This window comes from Acinetobacter sp. Tr-809, from assembly GCF_011753255.1.
Classification (GTDB): Bacteria; Pseudomonadota; Gammaproteobacteria; order Pseudomonadales; family Moraxellaceae; genus Acinetobacter.
This window is the reverse complement of the sequence record NZ_VWVZ01000008.1, coordinates 124,548-146,709: the sequence shown is the minus strand read 5'-3', so window position 1 is coordinate 146,709 and position 22,162 is coordinate 124,548. Positions and strand designations below refer to the sequence as shown.

Annotated in this window: 22 protein-coding genes; 8 read left to right on the top strand and 14 right to left on the bottom strand. The window is 40.9% G+C overall.

Annotated features, from left to right (window positions below; translation table 11 throughout):
- Window positions 1-162: 162 nt before the first annotated feature.
- The 5 genes from argA to ubiG form a co-directional block, all read right to left on the bottom strand.
- On the bottom strand, window positions 163-1,515 hold the full coding sequence (gene argA / locus F3J02_RS16755; RefSeq protein ID WP_167251087.1) for an amino-acid N-acetyltransferase: 1,353 nt from the start codon (window positions 1,513-1,515) through the stop codon (window positions 163-165).
- A gap of 112 nt (window positions 1,516-1,627) precedes the next feature.
- Window positions 1,628-2,011 carry an RcnB family protein gene (locus F3J02_RS16750; protein WP_005186388.1) on the bottom strand — a complete coding sequence of 128 codons (384 nt, stop codon included), beginning with the start codon at window positions 2,009-2,011 and terminating at the stop codon, window positions 1,628-1,630.
- A 180-nt stretch (window positions 2,012-2,191) separates the two neighbouring features.
- Entirely contained in the window at window positions 2,192-2,938 is a 747-nt protein-coding gene (locus F3J02_RS16745) for a YciK family oxidoreductase (protein WP_004656765.1), read from the bottom strand.
- 30 nt (window positions 2,939-2,968) lie between these two features.
- Window positions 2,969-3,667 (bottom strand): HAD family hydrolase, encoded by a 699-nt coding sequence (locus F3J02_RS16740; RefSeq protein WP_159885629.1) that lies wholly within the window; start codon window positions 3,665-3,667, stop codon window positions 2,969-2,971.
- The gene (ubiG, locus tag F3J02_RS16735) at window positions 3,667-4,380 is read right to left on the bottom strand and encodes a bifunctional 2-polyprenyl-6-hydroxyphenol methylase/3-demethylubiquinol 3-O-methyltransferase UbiG (protein WP_167251085.1); all 714 of its coding nucleotides are present in this window, start codon (window positions 4,378-4,380) and stop codon (window positions 3,667-3,669) included. The genes F3J02_RS16740 and ubiG overlap by 1 nt, the downstream gene beginning before the upstream one ends.
- A 178-nt stretch (window positions 4,381-4,558) precedes the next feature.
- On the opposite strand from ubiG, the gene F3J02_RS16730 reads away from it, so the two are divergent.
- A complete protein-coding gene (locus F3J02_RS16730) occupies window positions 4,559-5,179 on the top strand; it encodes a thiol:disulfide interchange protein DsbA/DsbL (RefSeq protein WP_005186400.1) in 621 nt (206 codons plus the stop codon).
- Window positions 5,180-5,231: 52 nt separating this feature from the next.
- On the opposite strand, the gene F3J02_RS16725 is transcribed toward F3J02_RS16730, so the two are convergent.
- Both F3J02_RS16725 and F3J02_RS16720 read right to left on the bottom strand, forming a co-directional pair.
- Window positions 5,232-5,867: a TetR/AcrR family transcriptional regulator gene (locus F3J02_RS16725; protein ID WP_167251083.1), complete on the bottom strand. Its 636-nt coding sequence runs from the start codon at window positions 5,865-5,867 to the stop codon at window positions 5,232-5,234.
- A gap of 107 nt (window positions 5,868-5,974) precedes the next feature.
- A complete protein-coding gene (locus F3J02_RS16720; protein ID WP_004801762.1) occupies window positions 5,975-6,625 on the bottom strand; it encodes a TetR family transcriptional regulator in 651 nt (216 codons plus the stop codon).
- Window positions 6,626-6,938: 313 nt separating this feature from the next.
- Here F3J02_RS16720 and F3J02_RS16715 point away from each other — a divergent pair, with 313 nt between their 5' ends.
- From F3J02_RS16715 to F3J02_RS16700, 4 genes are all read left to right on the top strand, one after another.
- The gene (locus tag F3J02_RS16715; RefSeq protein ID WP_167251081.1) at window positions 6,939-7,964 is read left to right on the top strand and encodes a flavin reductase family protein; all 1,026 of its coding nucleotides are present in this window, start codon (window positions 6,939-6,941) and stop codon (window positions 7,962-7,964) included.
- A 33-nt stretch (window positions 7,965-7,997) separates the two neighbouring features.
- On the top strand, window positions 7,998-9,140 hold the full coding sequence (locus F3J02_RS16710; protein ID WP_171526168.1) for a fatty acid desaturase family protein: 1,143 nt from the start codon (window positions 7,998-8,000) through the stop codon (window positions 9,138-9,140).
- A gap of 108 nt (window positions 9,141-9,248) precedes the next feature.
- Window positions 9,249-9,965, top strand: a complete 717-nt coding sequence (gene rph, locus F3J02_RS16705; protein ID WP_004801766.1) for a ribonuclease PH — start codon at window positions 9,249-9,251, stop codon at window positions 9,963-9,965.
- A gap of 311 nt (window positions 9,966-10,276) precedes the next feature.
- The gene (locus F3J02_RS16700) at window positions 10,277-12,457 is read left to right on the top strand and encodes a phosphocholine-specific phospholipase C (protein ID WP_167251077.1); all 2,181 of its coding nucleotides are present in this window, start codon (window positions 10,277-10,279) and stop codon (window positions 12,455-12,457) included.
- 68 nt (window positions 12,458-12,525) lie between these two features.
- Here the strand turns inward: F3J02_RS16700 and F3J02_RS16695 are convergent, their stop codons facing one another.
- Window positions 12,526-12,765 carry a hypothetical protein gene (locus F3J02_RS16695; protein WP_167251075.1) on the bottom strand — a complete coding sequence of 80 codons (240 nt, stop codon included), beginning with the start codon at window positions 12,763-12,765 and terminating at the stop codon, window positions 12,526-12,528.
- Between the two features lie 195 nt (window positions 12,766-12,960).
- On the opposite strand from F3J02_RS16695, the gene F3J02_RS16690 reads away from it, so the two are divergent.
- Window positions 12,961-13,146, top strand: coding sequence for a hypothetical protein (locus F3J02_RS16690; protein WP_167251073.1), 186 nt, complete (start codon window positions 12,961-12,963; stop codon window positions 13,144-13,146).
- Here F3J02_RS16690 and nadC read toward each other — a convergent pair.
- Window positions 13,143-13,988, bottom strand: coding sequence for a carboxylating nicotinate-nucleotide diphosphorylase (gene nadC / locus F3J02_RS16685; RefSeq protein ID WP_167251071.1), 846 nt, complete (start codon window positions 13,986-13,988; stop codon window positions 13,143-13,145). The two genes, F3J02_RS16690 and nadC, sit on opposite strands and share 4 nt — an antisense overlap.
- A gap of 145 nt (window positions 13,989-14,133) precedes the next feature.
- Here nadC and ampD point away from each other — a divergent pair, with 145 nt between their 5' ends.
- Both ampD and murJ read left to right on the top strand, forming a co-directional pair.
- The gene (gene ampD / locus F3J02_RS16680) at window positions 14,134-14,727 is read left to right on the top strand and encodes a 1,6-anhydro-N-acetylmuramyl-L-alanine amidase AmpD (protein WP_167251128.1); all 594 of its coding nucleotides are present in this window, start codon (window positions 14,134-14,136) and stop codon (window positions 14,725-14,727) included.
- A 62-nt stretch (window positions 14,728-14,789) separates the two neighbouring features.
- Window positions 14,790-16,340: a murein biosynthesis integral membrane protein MurJ gene (gene murJ / locus F3J02_RS16675; protein ID WP_323127328.1), complete on the top strand. Its 1,551-nt coding sequence runs from the start codon at window positions 14,790-14,792 to the stop codon at window positions 16,338-16,340.
- Window positions 16,341-16,381: 41 nt separating this feature from the next.
- Here the strand turns inward: murJ and F3J02_RS16670 are convergent, their stop codons facing one another.
- The 5 genes from F3J02_RS16670 to F3J02_RS16650 form a co-directional block, all read right to left on the bottom strand.
- Complete coding sequence (locus F3J02_RS16670) at window positions 16,382-17,065, bottom strand: FKBP-type peptidyl-prolyl cis-trans isomerase (RefSeq protein WP_167251067.1); 684 nt, start codon at window positions 17,063-17,065, stop codon at window positions 16,382-16,384.
- Between the two features lie 47 nt (window positions 17,066-17,112).
- Entirely contained in the window at window positions 17,113-17,820 is a 708-nt protein-coding gene (locus F3J02_RS16665) for an FKBP-type peptidyl-prolyl cis-trans isomerase (RefSeq protein ID WP_167251065.1), read from the bottom strand.
- A 176-nt stretch (window positions 17,821-17,996) separates the two neighbouring features.
- Window positions 17,997-20,180, bottom strand: coding sequence for a polysaccharide biosynthesis tyrosine autokinase (locus F3J02_RS16660; RefSeq protein ID WP_167251063.1), 2,184 nt, complete (start codon window positions 20,178-20,180; stop codon window positions 17,997-17,999).
- 17 nt (window positions 20,181-20,197) lie between these two features.
- The gene (locus tag F3J02_RS16655) at window positions 20,198-20,626 is read right to left on the bottom strand and encodes a low molecular weight protein-tyrosine-phosphatase (protein ID WP_167251061.1); all 429 of its coding nucleotides are present in this window, start codon (window positions 20,624-20,626) and stop codon (window positions 20,198-20,200) included.
- A 5-nt stretch (window positions 20,627-20,631) separates the two neighbouring features.
- On the bottom strand, window positions 20,632-21,732 hold the full coding sequence (locus tag F3J02_RS16650; protein WP_167251126.1) for a polysaccharide biosynthesis/export family protein: 1,101 nt from the start codon (window positions 21,730-21,732) through the stop codon (window positions 20,632-20,634).
- Window positions 21,733-22,162 lie beyond the last annotated feature (430 nt).

Below are 22,162 nucleotides of genomic sequence, written 5' to 3'. Positions count from 1 at the left end.
TTGAATAGTTTTTTTTGAATAAAATATTGTTTTTAATTAGATTATTTTTTATTTTGTCGATTGGTGTATTTATTCTTCATATTCACTTAAGCAGAGATAATGATGAAGTAGAGATATCTTTATCAAAAATAAAAATATCTCCTTCAGTATCCGTTGTGATGACTACAATGCTTTTTTAAAAACGAGAGAATTACGTTGATAGTTATACAGTGCTTGGCGGGCATTGGGTAAATCATCTACGCTGGCAGGGCTAAAGCCTTGCTCTAAAAACCAGTGAGCAGTTCTAGTGGTCAGCACAAACAGTCGCTGAATCCCTTGCTGTTTGGCTCTACTTTCCAAAAATTGCAAAATTTGGCTACCACGATTGGATTTTCGATAACTTGAGTCCACTGCGACGCAGGCAATTTCAGCAGAGCGAATTTCATCTGATCCTGCGGGAATTGGGTACAGTGCTGCACACGCTAAAATCATACCGTCGCGTTCAATCACTGCAAAATGCTCAATTTCACTTTCAAGGCGTTCGCGAGAGCGATAAACCAGAATTCCTTCCTGTTCCAGCGGACGCAGAAGACTAATCAAACCACCAACATCGTGAATATTGGCAATTCGAACTTCTTCATAGTGAGCATCTGTGATCAAGGTACCAATACCATCGCGAGTGAATAGTTCTTCAATCAGTGCGCCGTCATAAGCATATGAAATCAAATGTACACGATGTACGCCAGATAAAGAGGCCTGTTGCGCTTGTTTGAGGTGTAAGGCAAATTCTGGGTATTGTTGTTGGTTTTGTTGAATATAGGGTTCTAGCTGGCGTGGACTTAATTCACGTAATAACTGTTGCTGTTCATTCATCAAGCCTTGTTTTTCGCCCAAGAAGATCAGTTTATCTGCTTTTAAGGCTGTCGCTGTTTTGGTGGCGACGTCTTCGGCCAGTAAATTAAATACTTCACCTGTGGTCGAATAACCTGTTGGTCCAAGCAAAACAATATTGTGATTGTCTAAATGACGTTGAATGGCATCGGTATCAATGGAACGGACTTCACCTGTCAGTTGGAAGTCGATGCCATCGCGAATCCCATAAGGTTTTGCTGTCACAAAATTGCCAGAAACGACATCAATGCGAGCACCATACATCGGTGAATTTGCCAAACCCATGGAGAGTAGGGCTTCAATTTCTAGACGAATGGAACCAACCGCATTCATGACACCGCGTAAGGATTCGCGTGTGGTAATGCGACGACTTTGATGGAAAGGTGTTTCAATATTGCGTTCAAGCAGATTTTGATTAATTTGCGGACGTGCGCCGTAAACTAAAATTAAACGAATCCCTAAAGAATGTAATAGGGCAATATCATGGATGATGTGTTGGAAATTTTCGTGTTGGACTGCTTCACCAGAGAACATCAAAACAAAGGTTTTATCACGGTGTGCATTGATATAGGGTGCGGAGTGGCGAAACCAATGCACATAATCTTTTGTTGTACTATGTGAATTTTCAGTCATTTGCTTCGCCATGTTGATCTCAGATATGCAGCACTTGCTCTGATTCTAACGAAAAAAATCAAAAGATAAATCAATTCCTAAAGCAACGATTCAACTTTAATTCTGACAAACCAGCAAAAAGGACTTAGAAGCCCATGATTCGGATAATACTGTTGTCATCGGAGTTGACTAAAATATAGTCATTATTGATCTTGTACCACTGTTCGTTACGACCAGGGCGAGGCAGGTTGCTGTCTTTATAATCGACTTTATAGCCGTTACCACGATAGTGTTGTGGCATGACGTAGCCTTCCTGCCAACGATGTTGTTTAAGGCGTTCTACACCACGTTCTTCGCGCATACGGCGTTCACGTTGACGATTCTCACCATCTGGGCGATCAAAGTTACGACCACCTTGCCAGCCGCCACCGCGCGAATCATCGTCACGATCATGCGGGCCCGCAAAACTCCCCATACTACTAAACAGGACTGTCGAACCTAAAACCAAGATAATGAAAAATTTTTTCATGATGCACCTTATTGACTTCGGATGTCTCTCATGTGAAAACTGTACCTTAAAAATGCAGAGAAACTGTGAAGATCGATTCATTCTTCCATTAAAAAAATGAAGATACACCACACATTTCTCTCAAAAAATCAGCTTTAAGGTCAGTGTTCAATGTTATTTAGAATTATTGTAAGGGTTGAATTAAGCTTGAGCATCAATACTTTGGCCATTCATATCTAAACTGTCATCACCCATCAGATAAAGATAGGCAGGCATAATGCTGTCAGGTGTCGGTAAGACTTTTGGATCTTCCTCTGGATAGGCTTTCGCACGCATGGCTGTACGAGTACCACCTGGATTAATGCAGTTAAAACGAATGTTTGGATAGGTGTTTTCTGCCGCAAAAATTTTGCTCATGGCTTCGGTTGCCACTTTAGACACTGAATAAGCACCCCAAAGTGCACGTGCTTCACGGCCTACGCTTGAACTGGTAAACACCACTGAGGCATGTTCAGATTTTTCCAGTAAAGGCAACAGGGCTTGAGTGAGGGCAAACGGTGCACGCAAATTCACTGCGAGTACATCATCCCAAACATCGACAGGATAATGTGCCAGTTCCACTCGATCACCGAGCATGCCTGCGTTATGCAAGATACCATCCAAACGACCAAACTGTTGCTCCAGCGTACTTACGAGCAACTCATAATCATGTGTTGATGCAGTCGACAGTTGTAGCGGCAAAATTGCAGGTTGTGGTGCGCCTAAGCCTTCAATTTCATCATAAATGACTTCAAGTTTATTCAAGGTGCGACCATGTAATACAACGGTTGCACCATGCAGGGCATAACTCATCGCAGCAGCACGACCAATCCCATCACCAGCGCCTGTGATCAGGATAATACGATCTTTCAATAAATCTGGACGAGGTTGATATTCTGAGTATTTCATTGTTATGCCTCCTATTCTTATCTTAAAAGTTTAATTCATCATACCCTGATTTTCTGACAATACAGTGATTTTCTGTTTGATCAGTTGATGCAGTTCAGGAATGGTTTGAATAATGGCATCGGCTTGCCAAGCTGCAAGATCATCGCGCGATTCGACAGGCAAATAACCGTAAGCAGCCAAAATGGTATACATATCGGCATGACGACCTGCGTCAATATCGCGTGGATGATCACCGACATAGATAATCTCTTTCGCATCAAGCTCGAGTTGCTTTGCAGCCAAATACATCGGTTCTGGATCAGGTTTAGTTTTGCTGACATCTTCTGGGCAAACTAAGACTGCACAACGCTCAGTCAGATCCAGTTTTGCCAATAGAGACTCACTTAAACCACGAGGTTTGTTGGTGACAATGCCCCATGGAATTTGATGTGCTTCCAGTTCTTCAAGTAATGGGTACATGCCGACAAACAGGTCGGTATCGACCACAATATTGTCACCATATACATCTAAAAAACGTTGGCGATGTGCCAAAAACACGGGGTCTGTGACGTCTAATTCAGGATAAACCAGCTTCACCATGGCACGAGCACCTTCCGATACTTGAGTACGAATGGTATCCGCATCAACTACAGGTCGTTGTTCATCGCGACACATTTGTTGAATGATACGAATGAAGTCTGCGGCAGTGTCAATTAATGTGCCATCTAGATCAAATAAAACCGCTTTCATTAGGCACCTGTATTGGTGGTATGCACCATGTAATTCACTTCAACATTGGGTGCTAACCAATAGTGTTTGGTGATTGGATTATAATGTAGACCAATCATTTCTTTCAGCGTTAAACCCGCATTGCGGATATCATGCGCCATTTCTGAGGGGCGGATGAATTTATGATAATCATGCGTGCCTTTAGGCAATAAACGCAGGATGTATTCCGCGCCAATAATCGCAAATAAATACGATTTAGGATTACGGTTAATGGTCGAGAAGAACACATGACCGCCTGGCTTCACCAAGGTTTGGCAGGCTTTCACGATTGACGCTGGATCAGGCACGTGTTCCATCATTTCCATACAGGTCACTACATCGTATTGACCTGCTTGTTCTAGTGCCAATTGTTCAACGGGAATTTGACGATATTCAATGTTTTGTACATTGTCTTGTTCTGCGTGCAAACGCCCTACAGCAAGGGGTGCTTCGCCCATATCGATGCCAAGGACATCTGCTCCGCGACGTGCCATGCTTTCAGCCAAGATGCCACCACCACAGCCGACATCCAGTACTTTTTTGCCAGCCAAGCCACCGACACGTTCATCGACCCAATTTAGACGTAAGGGATTGATTTGATGCAGCGGGCGGAATTCTGAATGTTGATCCCACCATTTGGCAGCCAATGCTTCAAATTTTGCGATTTCTTGTGGGTCAACATTCAATTGCGACATGGTGTCACCTCTATATTAGGATGATTATTTCGGTTTAATCTGTTGGTAGTGTAGCGATTCTGGCAAAAAAAGCGATAAATCCAATAAAAAACTTCACAGAAGCAAAACGAATTGCTCGTGTTTGTTTTATATTTAGCATATAAACTTACGAAAAATGCTTAGAGGAAAAGCAAAGCCAATGAAAAAGTTAGTATTAGGTGGTTTAAGTGCAGTTGCGTTGGCATTCTCAATGAATGCGATGGCAGCAGATTTTGTGGCCGGTAAAGACTATACCGTGATTGCCAACCCAGGCAAAACTTCAGCACCTGCTGGACAACTCGAAGTACGTGAGTTCTTCTGGTATGGCTGCCCGCACTGCTTCAAGCTAGAACCACATATGCAAACATGGTTAAAGCAAATTCCAAAAGATGTTTATTTCTTACGTACCCCTGCGGCGATGAATAAAGTCTGGGAACAAGGTGCACGTGGTTATTACGTTTCAGAAGCACTGGGTGTACGCAAGAAAACCCATATTCCATTGTTCCATGCGATTCATGAAGGCGGTCAGCAAATCTTTGACCAAGCCTCTCAAGCAAAATTCTTTGCGCGTTATGGTGTACCTGAGCAGAAATTTAACAGCATGTTTAATTCCTTCCCAATTACGGCAAAAATTGCTGAGTCGAATAAATTGGCGCAGCAGTATCAGTTGACGGGTGTCCCTGCTGTAGTTGTGAATGGTAAATATGTGGTGCAGGGTGAAGATGGTAAAGTAACCCAAGTAGTTGATTACCTATTGGAAAAAGAGCGTAAAGCCAAATAATTTACGTCGACCTGCAATAAAAAAGGACTGTAGTGACAGTCCTTTTTTTCATTTAGCTTTGGTCAATCTGAAGATCTTTTAAATCGATCTGCACTTTCTGTGTCGGTAGAGACAAAGCTTGGTTCACATAAAGATTAATCAACTTCTCACGCGAACCAATCGAGCGCTGGTAATAGCTTGAGTTTAATAATAATGCTGCACCATAGGTCAAAGACCAGATATAAGACAGGTAATCACGAATCGACATATCGTAATTCTGTGATTTTAAATATTTTTCAGTCATATCTTTCAATGAAACAATACGCTGCTGACGAATCGCATAAAGCTCATCAAACAAATGTTTTAACTTCGACTCAGTCATGGTCAGATGTTCTTCTAGCTGGTGCAGCAGAATGGTACGACTAGGTGAGGTTAGATGATAAAGCATATAACGCGGTGCGTATTCTTTGACATCGGTGTTGTATTTGTCTGAAATTTTTAAGATTTCTTTTTCATTTTGAATAATCAGTTCCAGCAACAGCTCATTCTTGCTACGGAAATGTTTATATAAGGTGCCCTTGGCAATATCCAGTTCAGCAACCAGTTCATCTAGGGTCATTTCTTGGTTGTTTTCTAATAATAGCTTTTCCGCAACCTGCAAAATTTTTTCTTTACGAATTAAGAACTGAGTATGACGATCAGGATTCATGATGCTTATAAGCTCCTCATAGTGTTCTAGACTGCGTTTGCATTAGTGTCTAATGCATCATAACGCTAAGCAATGCTTTTATATATCAAACTTTGGTTTGGATCAGGTCAAGCGTTTTGTGGTTCCCAGTTAGAAATGCCACTGAAGAGTAAACGGACTTGAGTCGCTGCATTGTCGATAAATAAGTTTTGTTGTTCGAGTAGATGATCAATTGTGAATTGTTTTGGCAAATTGATCCACGTCATTGCCCATGTAAACGACATATTAATCAAAATTGTAGACAAGACTTGCAAGTCTTTGGCTTCTTTAATGTGTTTGAAGGTTTCGAGCTTGCATAGATCAATGGCGAGATCTTCAATCAGAAACTCAATTTCACGTGCAATTGCAATGCGTACTGTTTCTGATCCACCCCAACGTTCTGCAATCATAAATTGCCACTGTTGTGGGCTATGATTCACGGCCTGCACAAACAACTCAATACTGGTACGGGTTTTGGCACTGCCACTATGTTTCAAATAACTCTGTCCTAATTGATGGATTAGGCTTTTTAAATGTAAAGAGACTTGATCAACCAATTCTTGGCCCAGTGTATCCATATCTTGGAAATGACGATAAAACGCTGTTGGGACTAAACCCACCTCGCGAGCAACTTCACGCAAACTAATACTACTAAATGAGCGCCCAGCAGTGCTGAGATGAAGTGCTGCATCCAGTAGAGCCTGCCGACTCTGTTGTTTTCGTTCATCTCTAATCGACATGAATAAGATCCCTTAAAACCGTACAACAGAGTCTAGCAAAAAAAACAGAAACTTTTTAGTCTTCGTCCATTGCTAAATGCAAGTGTTTTTGATCTTTCGTCCATTCGTGTATGCATGGGGCGAGCTTAATACATAAGATAGTTTCTTTATTTTTTCCTCGTTTTTAAAGGCTTATTAAAAAGTATAAAAATTATTCAAAAAATTAGTGAACAAGTGTTGACTCAGTGAACACAAATAAATATAGTGTACACATGTTCACTACACGAACATTTGTTCACTCAAAATAAATAGCCAGATACAAAACGAGGAACGTATGAACGCAGAGTTAAGTTATCAGCCACATTGGATTCGAGAAGATTTTGTTGATTTTATTTTGCAAAAAATAAAGCCAACCTTTGCTTGGAAACGCATTCTTGCAGAAGTGACCGCCGTACAGCCTCTCAGCTCGAATATGGTGTTATTGACTGTAAAGCCAAATCATAATTTTGATTTTAGCCAAGTCCAAGCAGGTCATAGTGTTTTGATTACCTTGATGATCAATGGGGTATATCAACAACGTAGTTACTCAATTATTGATATCACGCCACAGGGCGAAATTCGTCTTGGGATTAAAGTCCAAGGTGTAGTATCGAAAGCAGCACAACAATTGCGTGTAGGTGATCGTTTCGAGATCTCGCAGGCACAAGGTGACTTCGTCTTACATCAAGGGCAGCAACCAGCATTACTGATTGCTTCAGGTTCAGGGATTACCGCGATTTACTCTTTATTGCAGCAAGCGCTACAACAGCAGCTTGAACAGGTTCATGTGGTTTATTTTAACCGTGCCGAAGTATTGCATCAGGACATCTTAGCTTTGGCTGAGCAATATCCACAGTTGCACTATCATTTCTTTAATACCGCAGAGCAAAAACAGCATTTAGATACAGCATTGTTAGAGAAATTGGTCCCAAATTTTAAAGAGATGCAAGCTTATGCGTGTGGTCACCACAGCATGATGCGCCAAGCGCAAGACATTTATACACAACAGGATGCAGCTGGAAATTTTCATCAAGAGTTTTTCCAACCGATCCAGATTGAGCATTCAAGTGCAGCTCAACCGGTTAGTTTCCGTCGTGCGCAACAGAATTTTATTGCAACGACCAATCTATTAAGTAGTGCAGAACAAGCAGGTTTACGTCCACAACATGGTTGCCGTATGGGTGTATGTAACCGCTGTAGCTGTACCAAAGTCAGTGGTGTGACGCAGAACGTGATCACCGGCGAAATTGATGATCAACCGAATCGTCCAATCAAGTTATGTGTGAGCCAGGCCTTAAGCCCAGTCACGATTGACCTATAAAAACAAAGATATTTGAGGATTAGTACAATGAATATGGCATTAGAATTTAAAACCGTATCAAAGTCAGCGCATTTAACGCCAGAACAAGTCGAAGAGTTTGGTCGCCGTGTTGAGCAAATACGTTTAGACGTGATGCAAAATCTCGGTGAGCAGGATTCAAAATATATCTATAAAGTGCGTAATTTCGTACGTTATACCGAAATCGCATCGCGCGGCATGTTGATGTTCGGTGGCTGGATCCCACCGGTATGGTTGTTGGGGACAGCCATGCTGGGTGTGTCTAAAATCGTCGAGAACATGGAGCTTGGACATAATGTGATGCATGGTCAGTTTGACTGGTTGAATGACCCAAGCTTGCGTGGCGAAGACTACGACTGGGATAACACCTGTTCAGGCAATGACTGGCGCTATACCCATAATTATATGCATCACACCTATACCAACATTGTTGGAAAAGACCATGATGTCGGTTATGGCATTTTACGAGTAACAGAAGATCAAAAATGGGAAGTACGTCATTTGGCCAATATTCCGTTGGCTTTACAGTTGATGTTCTTTTTCCAATGGTATGTCGGGGTACAAAACCTGCATTTGGAAGATGCGTTAGTGTATAAAACCAAAACTTGGAAGCAGGTTTGGGCGGATGCATCTGATTTTCGTAAAAAAGCGACACGTCAGGTGTTAAAGGACTATGTGTTTTTCCCTGCAATTGCAACGATTAACTTTATTCCAGTATTGGCTGGAAATGCAGTTGCAAACATCATTCGTAATTTATGGTCGTCAGCCGTGATTTTTAATGGTCACTTTACTGAAGATGCGGAAACCTTTGAAGCAGACAATACTGAGAATGAGACCAAAGCGCAGTGGTATCTGCGTCAGATTCGTGGTTCGAGCAACTTTACTGGTGGTAAATGGATGCACTTTATGAGTGGTAATTTGAGCCATCAAATTGAGCATCATTTGTTCCCAGATATGCCTGCCAATCGTTATGAGCAAGTTGCACCACAAATCAGAGCTTTATGTGCTGAATATGGCGTGAACTACAACGAAGCTAACTTTATGAAGCAGTTCTGGACGGTTTGGGTTCGTTTAGCAAGATGTTCTTTACCGAATGATATGGCCGCACACGTGGCGCAAACTTGGACGAATTTCAAATCGAAGTTTAAGTTTGCTTAAGCGATGACTAATTCTGTGAATTGTAACGAATAAGTAAAACTGGAAGGGCGTGTAATTGAGATATACTATGGCGCAATGATATTTGTGCCATAGTTTTAAGGAATCGTTATGCGTATTGACCAAAGAACATTAGACCAATTACGTGAGGTCAAAATTACCCGTAACTTTACTCGTTACGCAGAAGGCTCAGTTTTGGTTGAGTTTGGTCATACTAAAGTGTTGTGTACCGCAAGCATTGAGAACTCAGTACCTCGTTTCTTGAAAGGTCAAGGGCAAGGTTGGGTGACGGCTGAATATGGCATGTTACCGCGCTCAACGCATACTCGCAGTGATCGTGAAGCAGCACGCGGTAAACAAACGGGTCGTACGCAAGAAATCCAACGTTTAATTGGTCGTAGCTTACGTGCCATGGTGGATTTGAAGAAATTAGGCGAGAACACCATCACGATTGACTGTGATGTGATTCAAGCGGATGGCGGAACACGTACAGCAGCAATTACAGGCGCAGCAGTGGCTTTGGTTGATGCGATGAATGTATTGCTCAGCAACAAGAAAATTAAACAGGATCCATTAAAAAGTTTAGTCGCAGCAATTTCAGTCGGGATGTATCAAGACGAAGTTTTACTCGATTTATGCTACGAAGAAGATTCAAATTGCCAAACCGATTTAAACGTGGTGATGACACAAGCGGGCGAATTTATTGAAATTCAAGGAACGGCAGAAGACAAACCGTTTACGCGCCAGCAGTGTAATGCCATGTTAGAGCTTGCAGAAAAAGGAATCGCGGAATTGATTCAGAAGCAACAGCAGGCACTCGGTTGGTAAGTTCCAGTTGATAGTGCGGGCGGTCTGGTTTTTTTAGACCGCCTTTTTTTTATTCATTTTTTGTCATCGAATTGCGATCAAATCATCATCGAATTGTCATTTAGATTGTATTGACTATCTGCACTGATATTTAACGGATAGTCAAATGCGAAATTTCCTTTTAGCGTTGCTCAGCAGCAGTTGCTTGTTACTCAGTGCCTGTAACGACAGTGATGGCGATAATAATAATGCTACGCCAAATCCAAAGCCGCCAACATCCACATGCAAAATTCACTGCGCGCCATAAACAAGAACAATAAGGAAATAAACCAATGAATCGTCGTGATTTTTTATTAAATTCAACCAAAGCCTTATTTGGTACAGCAGCACTCACCAGTTTCCCAATGAGTATTCAAAAGGCACTTGCGATTGATGCCAAGGTAGAAACAGGCACTATCAAAGACGTGAAACATGTGGTGATTTTGACCCAAGAAAATCGTTCTTTTGATAATTATTTTGGGACGCTAAAAGGTGTTCGAGGTTTCGGTGACCGTTTTACCATTCCTTTAAGCCAAGGTCGTAAAGTATGGGAACAGTATGATGCCAATAAGAAAAAGGTCTATCCGTATCACTTAGACAGTAGTCGCGGTAATGCACAGCGTGTCCGTGGTACACCGCACTCATGGACTGATGGTCAATATGCTTGGGATCATGGTCGAATGGGCAGTTGGGTGCAGTATAAAGAACCGCAGTCGATGGGCTATTACAAGCAACAAGAAGTTGAATTCCAGTTTGCTTTAGCCAATGCCTTTACCCTGTGTGATGCTTATCACTGTGCGATGCATACAGGCACTAACTCAAATCGTATGTTTATCTGGACGGGCACCAATGGTCCAACAGGTGCTAATGTTGCCAGCGTGGTGAATGATCTGGATGCAATTGGCCCATCGACCACAGGTTATGACTGGACCACCTATCCAGAGCGTTTACAGCAAGCAGGCGTAAGTTGGAAAGTTTATCAAAACATGCCCGATAACTTTACTGATAATCCCTTAGCAGGATTTAAAAAGTATCGTCGCGCCAATGAGTTATCAGGTAAACCAGTCAATAACAGCACCATTTGCCCAGCTTATGATCCAGCAATTGATGCCAGTCAACCTTTGTATAAAGGTATTGCCAATACCATGCCAGATGGTGGTTTCTTAGGGACATTTAAAGAAGACATTGCTAAAGGTCAATTACCGCAAGTAAGTTGGTTGGTCGCACCCGCAACCTATAGTGAGCATCCAGGACCATCAAGCCCAGTGCAGGGGGCATGGTACATCCAAGAAGTTCTCAATGCGCTGACTGAGCGTCCTGAGCTGTGGAGCCAAACCGTTTTCTTGATCAATTTTGACGAAAATGATGGTTTCTTTGACCACGTACCTTCACCAAGTGCACCTTCAATGGATGCATCAGGCATGGTATATGGCAAATCCACGCTCAGCAAAGAACAGATGTCCTATGAGTATGCGACGCATGCTAAAGCATCGAATGGGCAGCCTAATTTCACCGATCCAGAAGTCAGTAATGGCGTTGGGGTCTATGGACCGGGTATTCGTGTGCCGATGTATATCATTTCACCGTGGAGTCGTGGTGGTTGGGTCAATTCTCAAGTGTTTGATCACTCTTCCGTGATCCGATTCTTGGAGCAATGTTTTGATGTGAAAGAACCAAATATCAGTCCCTATCGTCGTGCAGTATGTGGTGATTTAAGCTCGGCATTCAATTTTAAAACACCGAATGTCTTACCTTTGCAGGACTTATCGGGCAAGAAGACCAAAGCAGAAGCCGATGCGATTCGTAAAGCACAAGAGGGGTTGGCACAGGTCAGCCGTCCTTTAAGCCAGACGTATCCTGTTCAGGAGATGGGGATTCGTCCATCGCGTGCACTACCCTATATTTTGCATACCAGTGCTAAAGTCGATGCTGTGGCTAAAACTGTGAAATTGATATTCTCAAATACGGGCACTCATGCGGCCGTCTTTCATGTCTATGACAAATTGAATTTAGAAGAAGTTCCACGCCGCTATATGGTTGAAGCAGGCAAGCAACTGGATGATGTTTGGCAAAGCAAAGACACTCAATATGATTTATGGGTACTGGGACCAAATGGTTTCCATCGCAGCTTTACGGGTAACCTAACGCAGACAGCACAAATTCAAGCACTTCCAGAAGTTCGTGTCTGTATGGAAGAGTGTGATCCAAAGATTTTCTTAAAAGTCCGCAATGACGCTACACAAACAGCAAAACTAGTGGTGAAAGCCAATGCCTACTTACCCAATAAGACTTGGCAAATTGAAACTGCTGCAACTGAAAAAGAACTGAGCTGGGACATGACTGAATTTGGTGGTTGGTACGATTTTACCGTTACGATTGAAAATGATCCAAGCTATAGCCGTCGCTTTGCTGGACGTATTGAAACCAATGAGGACTCAATTTCTGATCCTTATATGGGCTTTTCGGGTAGCTAAAACTTTTAAATGCTAACGCTAAATCAGCAGTCTAAGTAAATCTTAGGCTGCTTTTTATGGGTTGAAAATTATCGTAGTAAAAACCAGTAGATACATAGAAATATCAATATGAGCAGCGTGATAAAACCGACGACAAATACTTCAGTGCTGTCAAAATCTACCGGCTGTCCAAGGCGATAGCAACGTACAACTCCATAACCAATGCTACGGATCAAGCCTTCAAAAATAATTTCAAAGATCAGGTCAATGAATAGAAAACGGAACAGCTTAAACAGCAAATGAAATACGGCTTCGAATACGGTATCCATATTTATTATTTTAATAAATTGAGCTGCTTAGCATTTTAAGCTTACATAGATTGAAATGAAAGTAGACACAAACACATCATCGTCAACAATAGCTCACTGAGCATTTACATGCCTATAACACAGCCCACCGATTTGGCTCATGTTGCTTTGATAGATTGGATACAAATTAAAAGTAAGAACTTTTAGGGGAGAACGATGTTACAAGTATTTCTGGTTTTGCTCACCGCAGTGACTTTTGTCTTAATGGCGGCTGACCCTCGTCCAACTGATTCGACCGAAGCCGAATCAGCGTGGCAAGTTGAAACAACACAATTGAATGGTGTAGAGGCTCTAGTAGAACATAAGCCCGTGAAGCAAGAAAAAGACTTTGATCAGGCTTAAGCGTTAAAACGCATGGATAAATCAACTGCGCGTACGTCTTTGGTCAATACGCCCATTGAAATATAATCCACGCCAGTGCTTGCGACTTCACGTAAATTTTCAATGGTGATATTGCCAGAAGCCTCTAATTTACAACGGCCAGCCACATGTTTGACCGCATCAATCATTTGTTGCTGACTAAAGTTATCCAACATGACAATATCAGCACCTGCTTCAAGTGCTTGATTGAGCTCATCCCATGTCTCAACTTCAACCTCTACAGGTTTACCGGGTGCAATGGTGTGCGCCTTGGCAATTGCTTGGGTAATTCCACCCGCTGCCATAATGTGATTTTCTTTAATCAAAAATGCATCAAATAAACCTAAACGATGATTTTGACCACCGCCGACAGCAACCGCGTATTTTTGTGCAATACGAAGACCTGGCAAAGTTTTACGGGTATCGAGTAGTTTAGTGTGTAAACCATCAAGCTGTTGGACATAGCTAGCCGTTTTGGTTGCTACGGCTGAGAGGGTTTGCACAAAGTTTAAAGCAGGGCGCTCTACGGTGAGTAAACTACGTGCAGAACCCGCAAGTTTTAAGAATGCTTCATTTGCCGCAACATGTTCGCCTTCTTGCTTGAGCCATGTGATTTGAACCGTGCCGTCATAGGCTTGAATTAACGCATTGACCCAAGGTTGACCCGCCAACACCATATCTTCACGTGTAATAATGGTTGCAGTGGCTTGTTCATCTTCAGGTGTGAGCATGGCGGTAATATCGCCGTCCCCAATATCTTCTTGTAATGCTTGTTGAATATTGATTTGAATAGATTGTTCAAGCAAAGATTGAGGGATACTCATACCATTTCCAGTATATTTTTGACTAAAAAACTTGTGCGTTATATTAGCACTCTACTCATAAAAAATAAGTATTTCATCTCGATTATTCGTGATAAAGCATGTCAGAATGGGCAAGATAAATATTAAATTGCTGATTCGAGTCACCATGCAACAATCTAGATTTACTCAAGTTCAAGATGGGATATTGGCAGGCGCAACACAAATTTCATCGCCTAATTTTAATGTCCGACCTACAGATACCGATATTCAACTAATTGTTATTCATAATATTAGTTTGCCTCCTTCACAGTTTGGTGGTGGCTATATTCAACAATTCTTTCAGAATCAGCTGGATTGGTCATTACACCCTTATTTCCAAACTATTGAGGGGATGAAAGTTTCAGCGCACCTATTGATTTTGCGTACAGGTGAAGTGATTCAGTTTGTGAATTTTAATGACCGTTCGTGGCACGCAGGCCGTTCTAGCTATTTGGCATTGAAAGAATGCAATGATTATTCGATAGGGATAGAGCTGGAAGGAAGTGATGATCTCCCTTTCGAATCTGAGCAATATCAGGCATTGGTTGAGGTTGTGAATACTTTACGCCAAGCATATCCAAAAATTCAAAATCATATTGCAGGTCATTCCGACATTGCGCCAAAACGAAAAACCGATCCTGGCTTATATTTTGATTGGCAATTGTTTCGGAACTTATTGTCCCAACAAAAATTCGCCCAAAAAACATTGTCGGATTTATAATTTCACAACGAAATCTATTCGGACTTTCATTACAATAACGCTTTTTAAAATATAAGCCGTAGGTGGATGCGATGGCATTGTGGCGATCGACTGTAATTGTCAGTGCAATGACGATGTTATCTCGAGTGTTGGGCTTAGTACGTGATGTCGTGCTACTCAATGTGTTTGGTGCAGGTAAGGATTTCGATACCTTCGTTGTCGCCTTTCGTATTCCCAACTTTTTCAGGCGCTTATTTGCAGAAGGGGCATTTTCTCAAGCCTTTATTCCTGTCCTGACAGAATATAAAACCAGTCGTGTCCATGCCGAAGTCCAGATTTTAATTAGTCGGGTGTTTGGCTGTTTGCTTACAGCCATGTCGTTATTGACCTTTGTTGCTATGGTGGCTGCACCTGCGATTATTTATTTATATGCACCTGGTTTCCATAATGACCCAGAGAAATTTGATCTCGCTGTCGATATGTTCCGCCTAACTATTCCATATCTGATGTTTATGTCGTTGACGGCTTTTGCCAGCAGTATCTTAAACAGCTATGGCTCATTTGCTTCACCTGCTTTTTCTCCAGTATTGCTGAATGTGGCGATGATTGCAGGGGCGTGGTGGTTAACGCCGTATATGGCAGAGCCAATCATGGCTTTGGGCTGGGCTGTGGTTGCTGCGGGTGTTTTACAGCTGGCGATTCAGATTCCTGAATTATGGAAAAAGAACTTATTGATTCCACCGAAAGTAGACTTCAAACATGAAGGTGTGGATCGTATTTTAAAACTGATGCTGCCTGCTTTGTTTGGGGTATCAGTGACTCAGATTAACTTATTGCTCAATACAATCTGGGCATCATTTATGCAAGATGGTTCAGTGTCATGGCTATACAGTGCTGAGCGTATGACTGAGTTGCCATTGGGATTGATTGGTGTGGCGATTGGTACGGTGATTTTACCTTCGCTTTCTGCACGTCATGCAGAGCAAGATCAAGCCAAATTTAGAGGAATGATTGATTGGGCTGCGAAGATTATTATGCTGGTCGGTATTCCAGCAAGTATTGCATTATTTATGCTATCGACACCAATTATTCAGGCCTTGTTCCAGCGCGGTGAATTTACGGTGGAAGATACGCGAATGACAGCATTGGCGCTTCAATGTATGAGTGCAGGGGTCATCTCATTCATGTTGATTAAAGTCTTCGCACCAGGTTTTTATGCGCAACAAGATACCAAAACGCCAGTCCGTGTAGGTTTAATGGCCGTCGCAGCCAATGCGATTCTAAACGTAATCTTTATTGGTTTATTTAAACTGATCGACTGGCATGCCGAGCATATGGCACTCGCATTAGCATCTTCTGGTTCTGCTTTGGTCAATGCGGGAATGCTGTATTTCTATCTGCATAAACGTAATATTTATCGTTTTGGGACTCATTGGAAGAAACTGGCATTGCAATATGGGGTTGCCAATATCACCATGATTGCAGCACTTTGGTACGGTTTAACATGGTATCAAGGCGAGATTTCACAATGGCTACGTATTGCTGAAGTGGCTGGTTTATGTGTGCTTGGTGTGGTGGCTTATGTGGTTGGATTGTTGGTTATGGGCTTCCGTCCAAGACATTTAAAAGCTTAAACGCATGGAAAAATTAAACCCTCCAACTGGAGGGTTTTTTATCATTTAACTTCGAGTAATTCGATATCAAAAATTAAAGTGCTGTTGGGCCCAATCGCATCACCCGAACCGACATCACCATAGGCTAGATTTGCTGGAATAAAGAAACGTGTTTTACCACCTTCCTTCATGGTTTGAACACCTTCGGTCCAACCCGAAATTACTTGACTCAGTTTAAATTCAAGCGGATGGTTACGTGCAATTGAACTATCAAATACGGTGCCATCAAGTAGACGACCTTCATAATTGACTTTAACTGTAGAGCTTGCTTTCGGAGACTTGCCTTTACCTTGTTCTAGCACTTGGTATTGTAGGCCTGATTTCGTGGTCACGATATCTGCTTTCTTGCCATTTTCAGCTAAAAAAGCTTTACCTGCTTGATCATTTTTTTGTGCTTGTTCTTGAAACTCAATCAGTTGCTTGGCTTCTAGGCGTTTTTTATATTGATTTAGAACATTGGTCATTTCTTCATCGGTTAATGATGCCGTTTTACCCTGTACAGCTTCTTGTAAACCTTGTGCAAAGGTTTCAATATTCAAATCTTTTAAGGTTTCGGCATTACCTCTACCCATGAAATAACCGTAACTATAACCGAGTTGATCTTTTTGTGGACTTTTTAGTGTAATGGGTGCTGCTTGAACCGTTCCGATGGTTGAAGCAATTAAAATGAGACCTAATCTTTTCATTCTTTTTTCCAAAAATAAAGGAGAGCATAGGCTCTCCTTAAGATCATTTACTTAACAGCGATTAATTCTACATCAAAAATTAATGTGCTATTTGGTGGGATCGAACCAGGGACGCCCTGTTCACCATAACCTAAGTTTGCTGGAATATAAAAAGTTGCTTTGCCGCCTTCTTTCATCAATTGTAAGCCTTCAGTCCAACCAGGAATCACTTGATTCAGTGGGAATTCAATTGGCTCACCGCGGTCATAGGAGCTGTCAAAAACTTTACCATCAGTAAGTTGGCCTTTGTAATGAACTTTCACAACAGAGGTCGCAGCAGGTTGTTTACCTGTGCCTTCTTTGGTGATTTTATATTGCAAGCCTGAAGCGGTTGTTTTCACACCTTCTTTTTTCGCGTTTTCTGCTAAAAAGCTGTTGTTGGTTGCTTCAGTTTTTTTTGTTTCAGCGATTTGTTTTTGTTGTTGCTCTTTTTGGAACTCAACATAAGCTGCCTGTAACTCTTCTTCTGTATAGGCAGCAGGTTTTTGTGCATGTGCATCACGGAAGCCTGTGATAAATGCGCTGGTTTCTAATTCGGGTGGTGTTTGTTTTGCAACTTCATAGCCTAATGCATAACTGATTTTTGCCACGGGTGCTGCATTTTTGTCAGCTTTGGCACCAAGCTCAGTTGTTGGGTTTTTAGTGGCGTAGTAAATAGGAACGAGCGCTGCGCCACCTAAAACGGCTGCAACAACGAAAGGTAAAGCTTTACTCATGAGATGTACCAAAGCGAGATTTTAATAAAAAATATGGCATTGATCTTAGCATGTATAGGTTAATACATTGAATAATTAACAGCAAAAATGCGTGTGTTTTTTATAAGATTTATGTTTTTAACAATAAAAAGCCAGATCTAATAATCTGGCTTTTTATTCATCAAAATGAAGCGTGTTTAATCATCTTTATGGGCTTTATAGGCATATGAATAATTATATCCATATCCGTATCCTGCGCTTGTACGCTGAATATCGTTCAAGATAAATCCATTAACTTTTACATTGGCTTGCTCAAAACGATTCAAACTCAGTTCAAGCTCTTTCATTTGTGATTTAGCATAACGAGCAATGATTAAATTTACACCCGCGTATTGAGAAATAATAATACCATCAGTGACTGCCAAAATTGGTGGCGTATCAATAATGATGTGATCGTATTGTTGACTCAGTTGTTCCAATAACGATTTGAACTGTTCGGAACCAAGCATTTCAGAGGGATTGGTTGGGTTTTTACCACGAGTAATCACACTTAAACCAGAAATATCTGTTTGGTGTATCACTTGCGTCAAGTCTGCTTGATGACTTAAATATTCAGACAAACCAGGTTTGACCTCTATATTAAAGTATTTATGCATATAACCACGACGCATATCGGCATCAATCAGTAATACTTTCTTATTACTTTGGGCAAAAATTGTGGCTAAGTTGGTCGAGATAAATGATTTACCGACTTCAGGCGAAGGACCAGCAATCATAATGATATTGTTCTTGGCATTCGCCAACGCAAAGTGAATTGCGGTACGAATACTGCGCAAGCTTTCTACAGCAATATCATCATTATGTTTAACAGCAAGAATAGGAATAGATTTCTTCTTCTTCAAGATACTGATACGGGTTTCTTGCACTGGAGAGCGTGGCACAGTCGCGTAAACTGGTAGATCAAACTCGGTTTCGATTTGAGCCGAATCTTTCACGCCTGTACGAAGCATATTACGTAACAATGCAATCAGAGTTCCTAAAAAGCCACCTAAGAAAATTGAAAGAATTAGGATTTGCAATTTTTGGGGTTTAATCGGCTCTACAGGTTCCACAGCAGTATCAACAATACGGACATTGCCAATTTCACCTGCTTTGGCAATACGCAGCTGTTGATAGGAGTTCAATAAAGCTGTATACAGTTGGGCTTTGACTTCAACTTCACGATAAAGTTGTAGATATTGTCTTTGAATGTCAGGCAACTGTTTTAAGGTACTATTTAAATCGGTAATTTGTTTATCAATTGCTGCAATTTGAGCATTGATCTCACGCATTGCTGGATGCTGAGTCGTATATTTGGCAGCTAAATCAGCCTGTTGTTGTTGCAATTCAATCTTTTTGGTTTCTAGGGTAATACTTTGGGTTAAATACAGCTCTGATTCTTTAGTGACATCAACAGTGTTATATTTTTGACGGAATTTATTGAATTCGCGCTCTGCATCATCCAGTTGCTTTTTCAGATCAGGCAACTGTTCATCTAGGAATTTTAAGGTTTGTGCCGTTTCGGCAGAACGACGTTCTACATTTTGTGCACTATATGCTGCTAAAATTGCATTTAAAACTTTAGAAATATGCTCTTTGTCTTGGCCTTGGTAGCTTAATCCCAAAATTCCTGTGAGTTTACCTCTTTCAGCTACTGAATAATTGGCATTAATTTTTTGTACAGCAGCAGGTAAAGAACTTTTTGTAATAAAATAGTGGGTGTCAAAGGTATCTTTACTAAAGATTGCAATTTTCCAAACACCGAATCGAGTACTTAGTTGATTTAGCTTATTTAGTGGTGCGGTTAAAAGTACTTCATCAGTTTTCGGATCGGTTAAGCTAAAATTATGATCTTTAAAACTAAGACTGAGCTTTTTATCTACATAATAATTTGGGACATCAAATTGATTGATATCAAAAGATTTTTTCTCATCGTGAAAAGTAACTGCTTTCGGGTTATATTCAGTCGTATAATCAGCTTTGTTAAATAAACGATGAGAAAAAGTATTTTCTGGACTAGAAATATTAAGATCTAAATGAAGCGCCTGAATAACGGACCCTAAAACTAAGCGTGACTTTAAAATCTCGATTTCAGATTGGGCTGGTGATTTTTGCTCAATCATTTGAGAAAGATCACCTAGTAAAGCAGCAGATGCTCCTTTACTATCTTCGACTTGAACTAAGGCATCGACTGAGTACGTGTCAGGTGTTGTACGTAGGTAGAGTAAAGCAAGCACCAAGCTCAGAATAATACACAGTGCGATGAGCTTCCATTGTGCAATCAAAGCAAAGAACAGCTCTTTCAGGTCAATTGTGTCTTCAGTATTGGTATTTTGGCTCATAATCTTAATCTAAAAAGTTAAATATAATTTTTCCAGTCAGTAACACACTGTTGAATCAGCTGACAGGTATTATCAAAAAAGGTCTGATCATGTTGGTAGGGATCAGGTACGTTTTTGTTTTGCCAATGTCCTAGACGGAAAACCTTCCCTTTCGCAAATGGCCATGTTTGCTCAATATGCTTTTGCTGATTATTGCTCATCACTAAAATCAGGTCCGCCTGTTTAAGGAGTTCAGCATTGAGTTTTTTGGCAACATGTGCACTCATATCAATATTTAAACGTTGCATACACCGCTGTGCTTTATCATCCGCTGCATGTCCAGTTAGCCCTGAAATACCTGCAGATTCAATCTGCAGCTCTGGGTGTTGTTGTTTCAGTAAATACTCTGCCATTGGGCTACGGCAAATATTGCCGACACAAATAACTAAGATGGTTTTAATATCCATTACAATTATTGTCCTAGACGATCAAAGTTATATAATGCGCTTGAGAAAGGAATAATCTGATTAATAACACGTTGCCAGCGAGTTAGGCCAGTGGCATCGACATAGACGATATCATTACTACGCAGTCGAAATTGATTGGCAAGTCCAAAATCTCCCAAGCTCATTAAATTTAGATGATAGAGTTCGGTATGACGATCATTGGGATTCGTTCGTAAAACATAAATACGGCTAGCACTTGCGGATAAGGGGTTAAGCCCTAAACTTTCACCTAATGCATCACTTAGGGTCATTCCTTGGTCGCGCATAGGTAAGGCCTGATTTTTACCGGATTCGCCCATTACGTAGATTTTTTGGTTTTCCTTGGTACTCACGTAAATCGTATCATCCGGTTGAACCAAGAGCTTATTTAGAGAATAACCAGATTTTTCTAGTGCTATGGTATTGAGATCATACGTAATACCATTACGAATCAGTTGTATAAATGTATTATCACCTTTATCTGTAACTCCTCCTGCCATACCTAAAGCAGTGTAGATGCTAACTGGTCGATCATTCAGGAAAAATTGACCACCTTTGATCACGCTACCCTGAACCGAGTATCGTTGTCCTTGATAAGAGAGCACTCGTACAATTACATCTGGATTTTTAAGATATTGAGCAAATTGGTTGCGTAAGTCATTATTGAGTTGTACCAGTGTCTTGCCTGAGGCTTTATAACGACCAACCAAAGGAACCTGTACAAAACCATTATAATCAATTGGATAACCGTTGGCTTGAATTGATTGATCATTGGTTAAGTTGTTGACTGGTGGCGTGATTTCAGGATACGCCCATAGTTGAATAGAGAGCACATCTCCAGAGCTCAGGCGATAGGCTTGTTGTTGTTGTTTAAAAAGCGTTGAATAATTATTTCGATAATCTATTTGAGCAGGTTGAATAGCGGGTAAATTATCTTGAGTGATTTTTATAACATTGACATCAGTTCCCTGGTCTGTGGTGTAAACGCCTTCACTTGGAATATCATAGGTTTGTAAGCCAGAAGTAACAGCACAGCTTGTAGCACTAATACTAATCGCAAGAACGGAAAAAAGTTGATAATGCTTCACACTCGACCCTTGAATAGTTATATCTGTTGTCACACAACAACATATCTTTGGACTTAGAATTGGGCTAATTCTAGCTGAAAAATTTTAAAAAAGCATTGAAGAATCATTTCCGTTTGTATGCAAAGTATATAAAAGCTGTGTTGTAATCTTTTTTTAAGATGATGAAAGCATCTTGGTTTAATTCAATTTCGATGATCTAAATTTTTCTTTCAATACGTTTCCTGAATTGTAAATGTAGTCATACAATTTCAATACGGCGCTTAAAAAAATTCTGGTATAGTGGGGCCAATTAAAGTCTGTGATTTAGCCAGATTTTTTAAAACTAACTTTAAAACTTATTTGATGGTTGATGAAAAGAAGGCAACTGCTTTAAGAGTAAAGTTTCGATTTTTATAATTTTTGGCCAAAATACAACCGATATTTGTGTATG

Coding starts and splice junctions, on each gene's coding strand:
- F3J02_RS16715 (WP_167251081.1), top strand. CDS start 6,939: ATGAACGCAGAGTTAAGTTATCAGCCACATTGGATTCGAGAAGATTTT.
- F3J02_RS16655 (WP_167251061.1), bottom strand. CDS start 20,626: ATGGATATTAAAACCATCTTAGTTATTTGTGTCGGCAATATTTGCCGT.
- ampD (WP_167251128.1), top strand. CDS start 14,134: ATGCAACAATCTAGATTTACTCAAGTTCAAGATGGGATATTGGCAGGC.
- F3J02_RS16710 (WP_171526168.1), top strand. CDS start 7,998: ATGGCATTAGAATTTAAAACCGTATCAAAGTCAGCGCATTTAACGCCA.
- F3J02_RS16730 (WP_005186400.1), top strand. CDS start 4,559: ATGAAAAAGTTAGTATTAGGTGGTTTAAGTGCAGTTGCGTTGGCATTC.
- F3J02_RS16725 (WP_167251083.1), bottom strand. CDS start 5,867: ATGAATCCTGATCGTCATACTCAGTTCTTAATTCGTAAAGAAAAAATT.
- F3J02_RS16750 (WP_005186388.1), bottom strand. CDS start 2,011: ATGAAAAAATTTTTCATTATCTTGGTTTTAGGTTCGACAGTCCTGTTT.
- F3J02_RS16665 (WP_167251065.1), bottom strand. CDS start 17,820: ATGAGTAAAGCTTTACCTTTCGTTGTTGCAGCCGTTTTAGGTGGCGCA.
- F3J02_RS16695 (WP_167251075.1), bottom strand. CDS start 12,765: ATGGATACCGTATTCGAAGCCGTATTTCATTTGCTGTTTAAGCTGTTC.
- F3J02_RS16670 (WP_167251067.1), bottom strand. CDS start 17,065: ATGAAAAGATTAGGTCTCATTTTAATTGCTTCAACCATCGGAACGGTT.
- F3J02_RS16660 (WP_167251063.1), bottom strand. CDS start 20,180: ATGAGCCAAAATACCAATACTGAAGACACAATTGACCTGAAAGAGCTG.
- F3J02_RS16720 (WP_004801762.1), bottom strand. CDS start 6,625: ATGTCGATTAGAGATGAACGAAAACAACAGAGTCGGCAGGCTCTACTG.
- F3J02_RS16745 (WP_004656765.1), bottom strand. CDS start 2,938: ATGAAATACTCAGAATATCAACCTCGTCCAGATTTATTGAAAGATCGT.
- F3J02_RS16740 (WP_159885629.1), bottom strand. CDS start 3,667: ATGAAAGCGGTTTTATTTGATCTAGATGGCACATTAATTGACACTGCC.
- F3J02_RS16690 (WP_167251073.1), top strand. CDS start 12,961: ATGTTACAAGTATTTCTGGTTTTGCTCACCGCAGTGACTTTTGTCTTA.
- argA (WP_167251087.1), bottom strand. CDS start 1,515: ATGGCGAAGCAAATGACTGAAAATTCACATAGTACAACAAAAGATTAT.
- F3J02_RS16700 (WP_167251077.1), top strand. CDS start 10,277: ATGAATCGTCGTGATTTTTTATTAAATTCAACCAAAGCCTTATTTGGT.
- ubiG (WP_167251085.1), bottom strand. CDS start 4,380: ATGTCGCAATTGAATGTTGACCCACAAGAAATCGCAAAATTTGAAGCA.
- rph (WP_004801766.1), top strand. CDS start 9,249: ATGCGTATTGACCAAAGAACATTAGACCAATTACGTGAGGTCAAAATT.
- nadC (WP_167251071.1), bottom strand. CDS start 13,988: ATGAGTATCCCTCAATCTTTGCTTGAACAATCTATTCAAATCAATATT.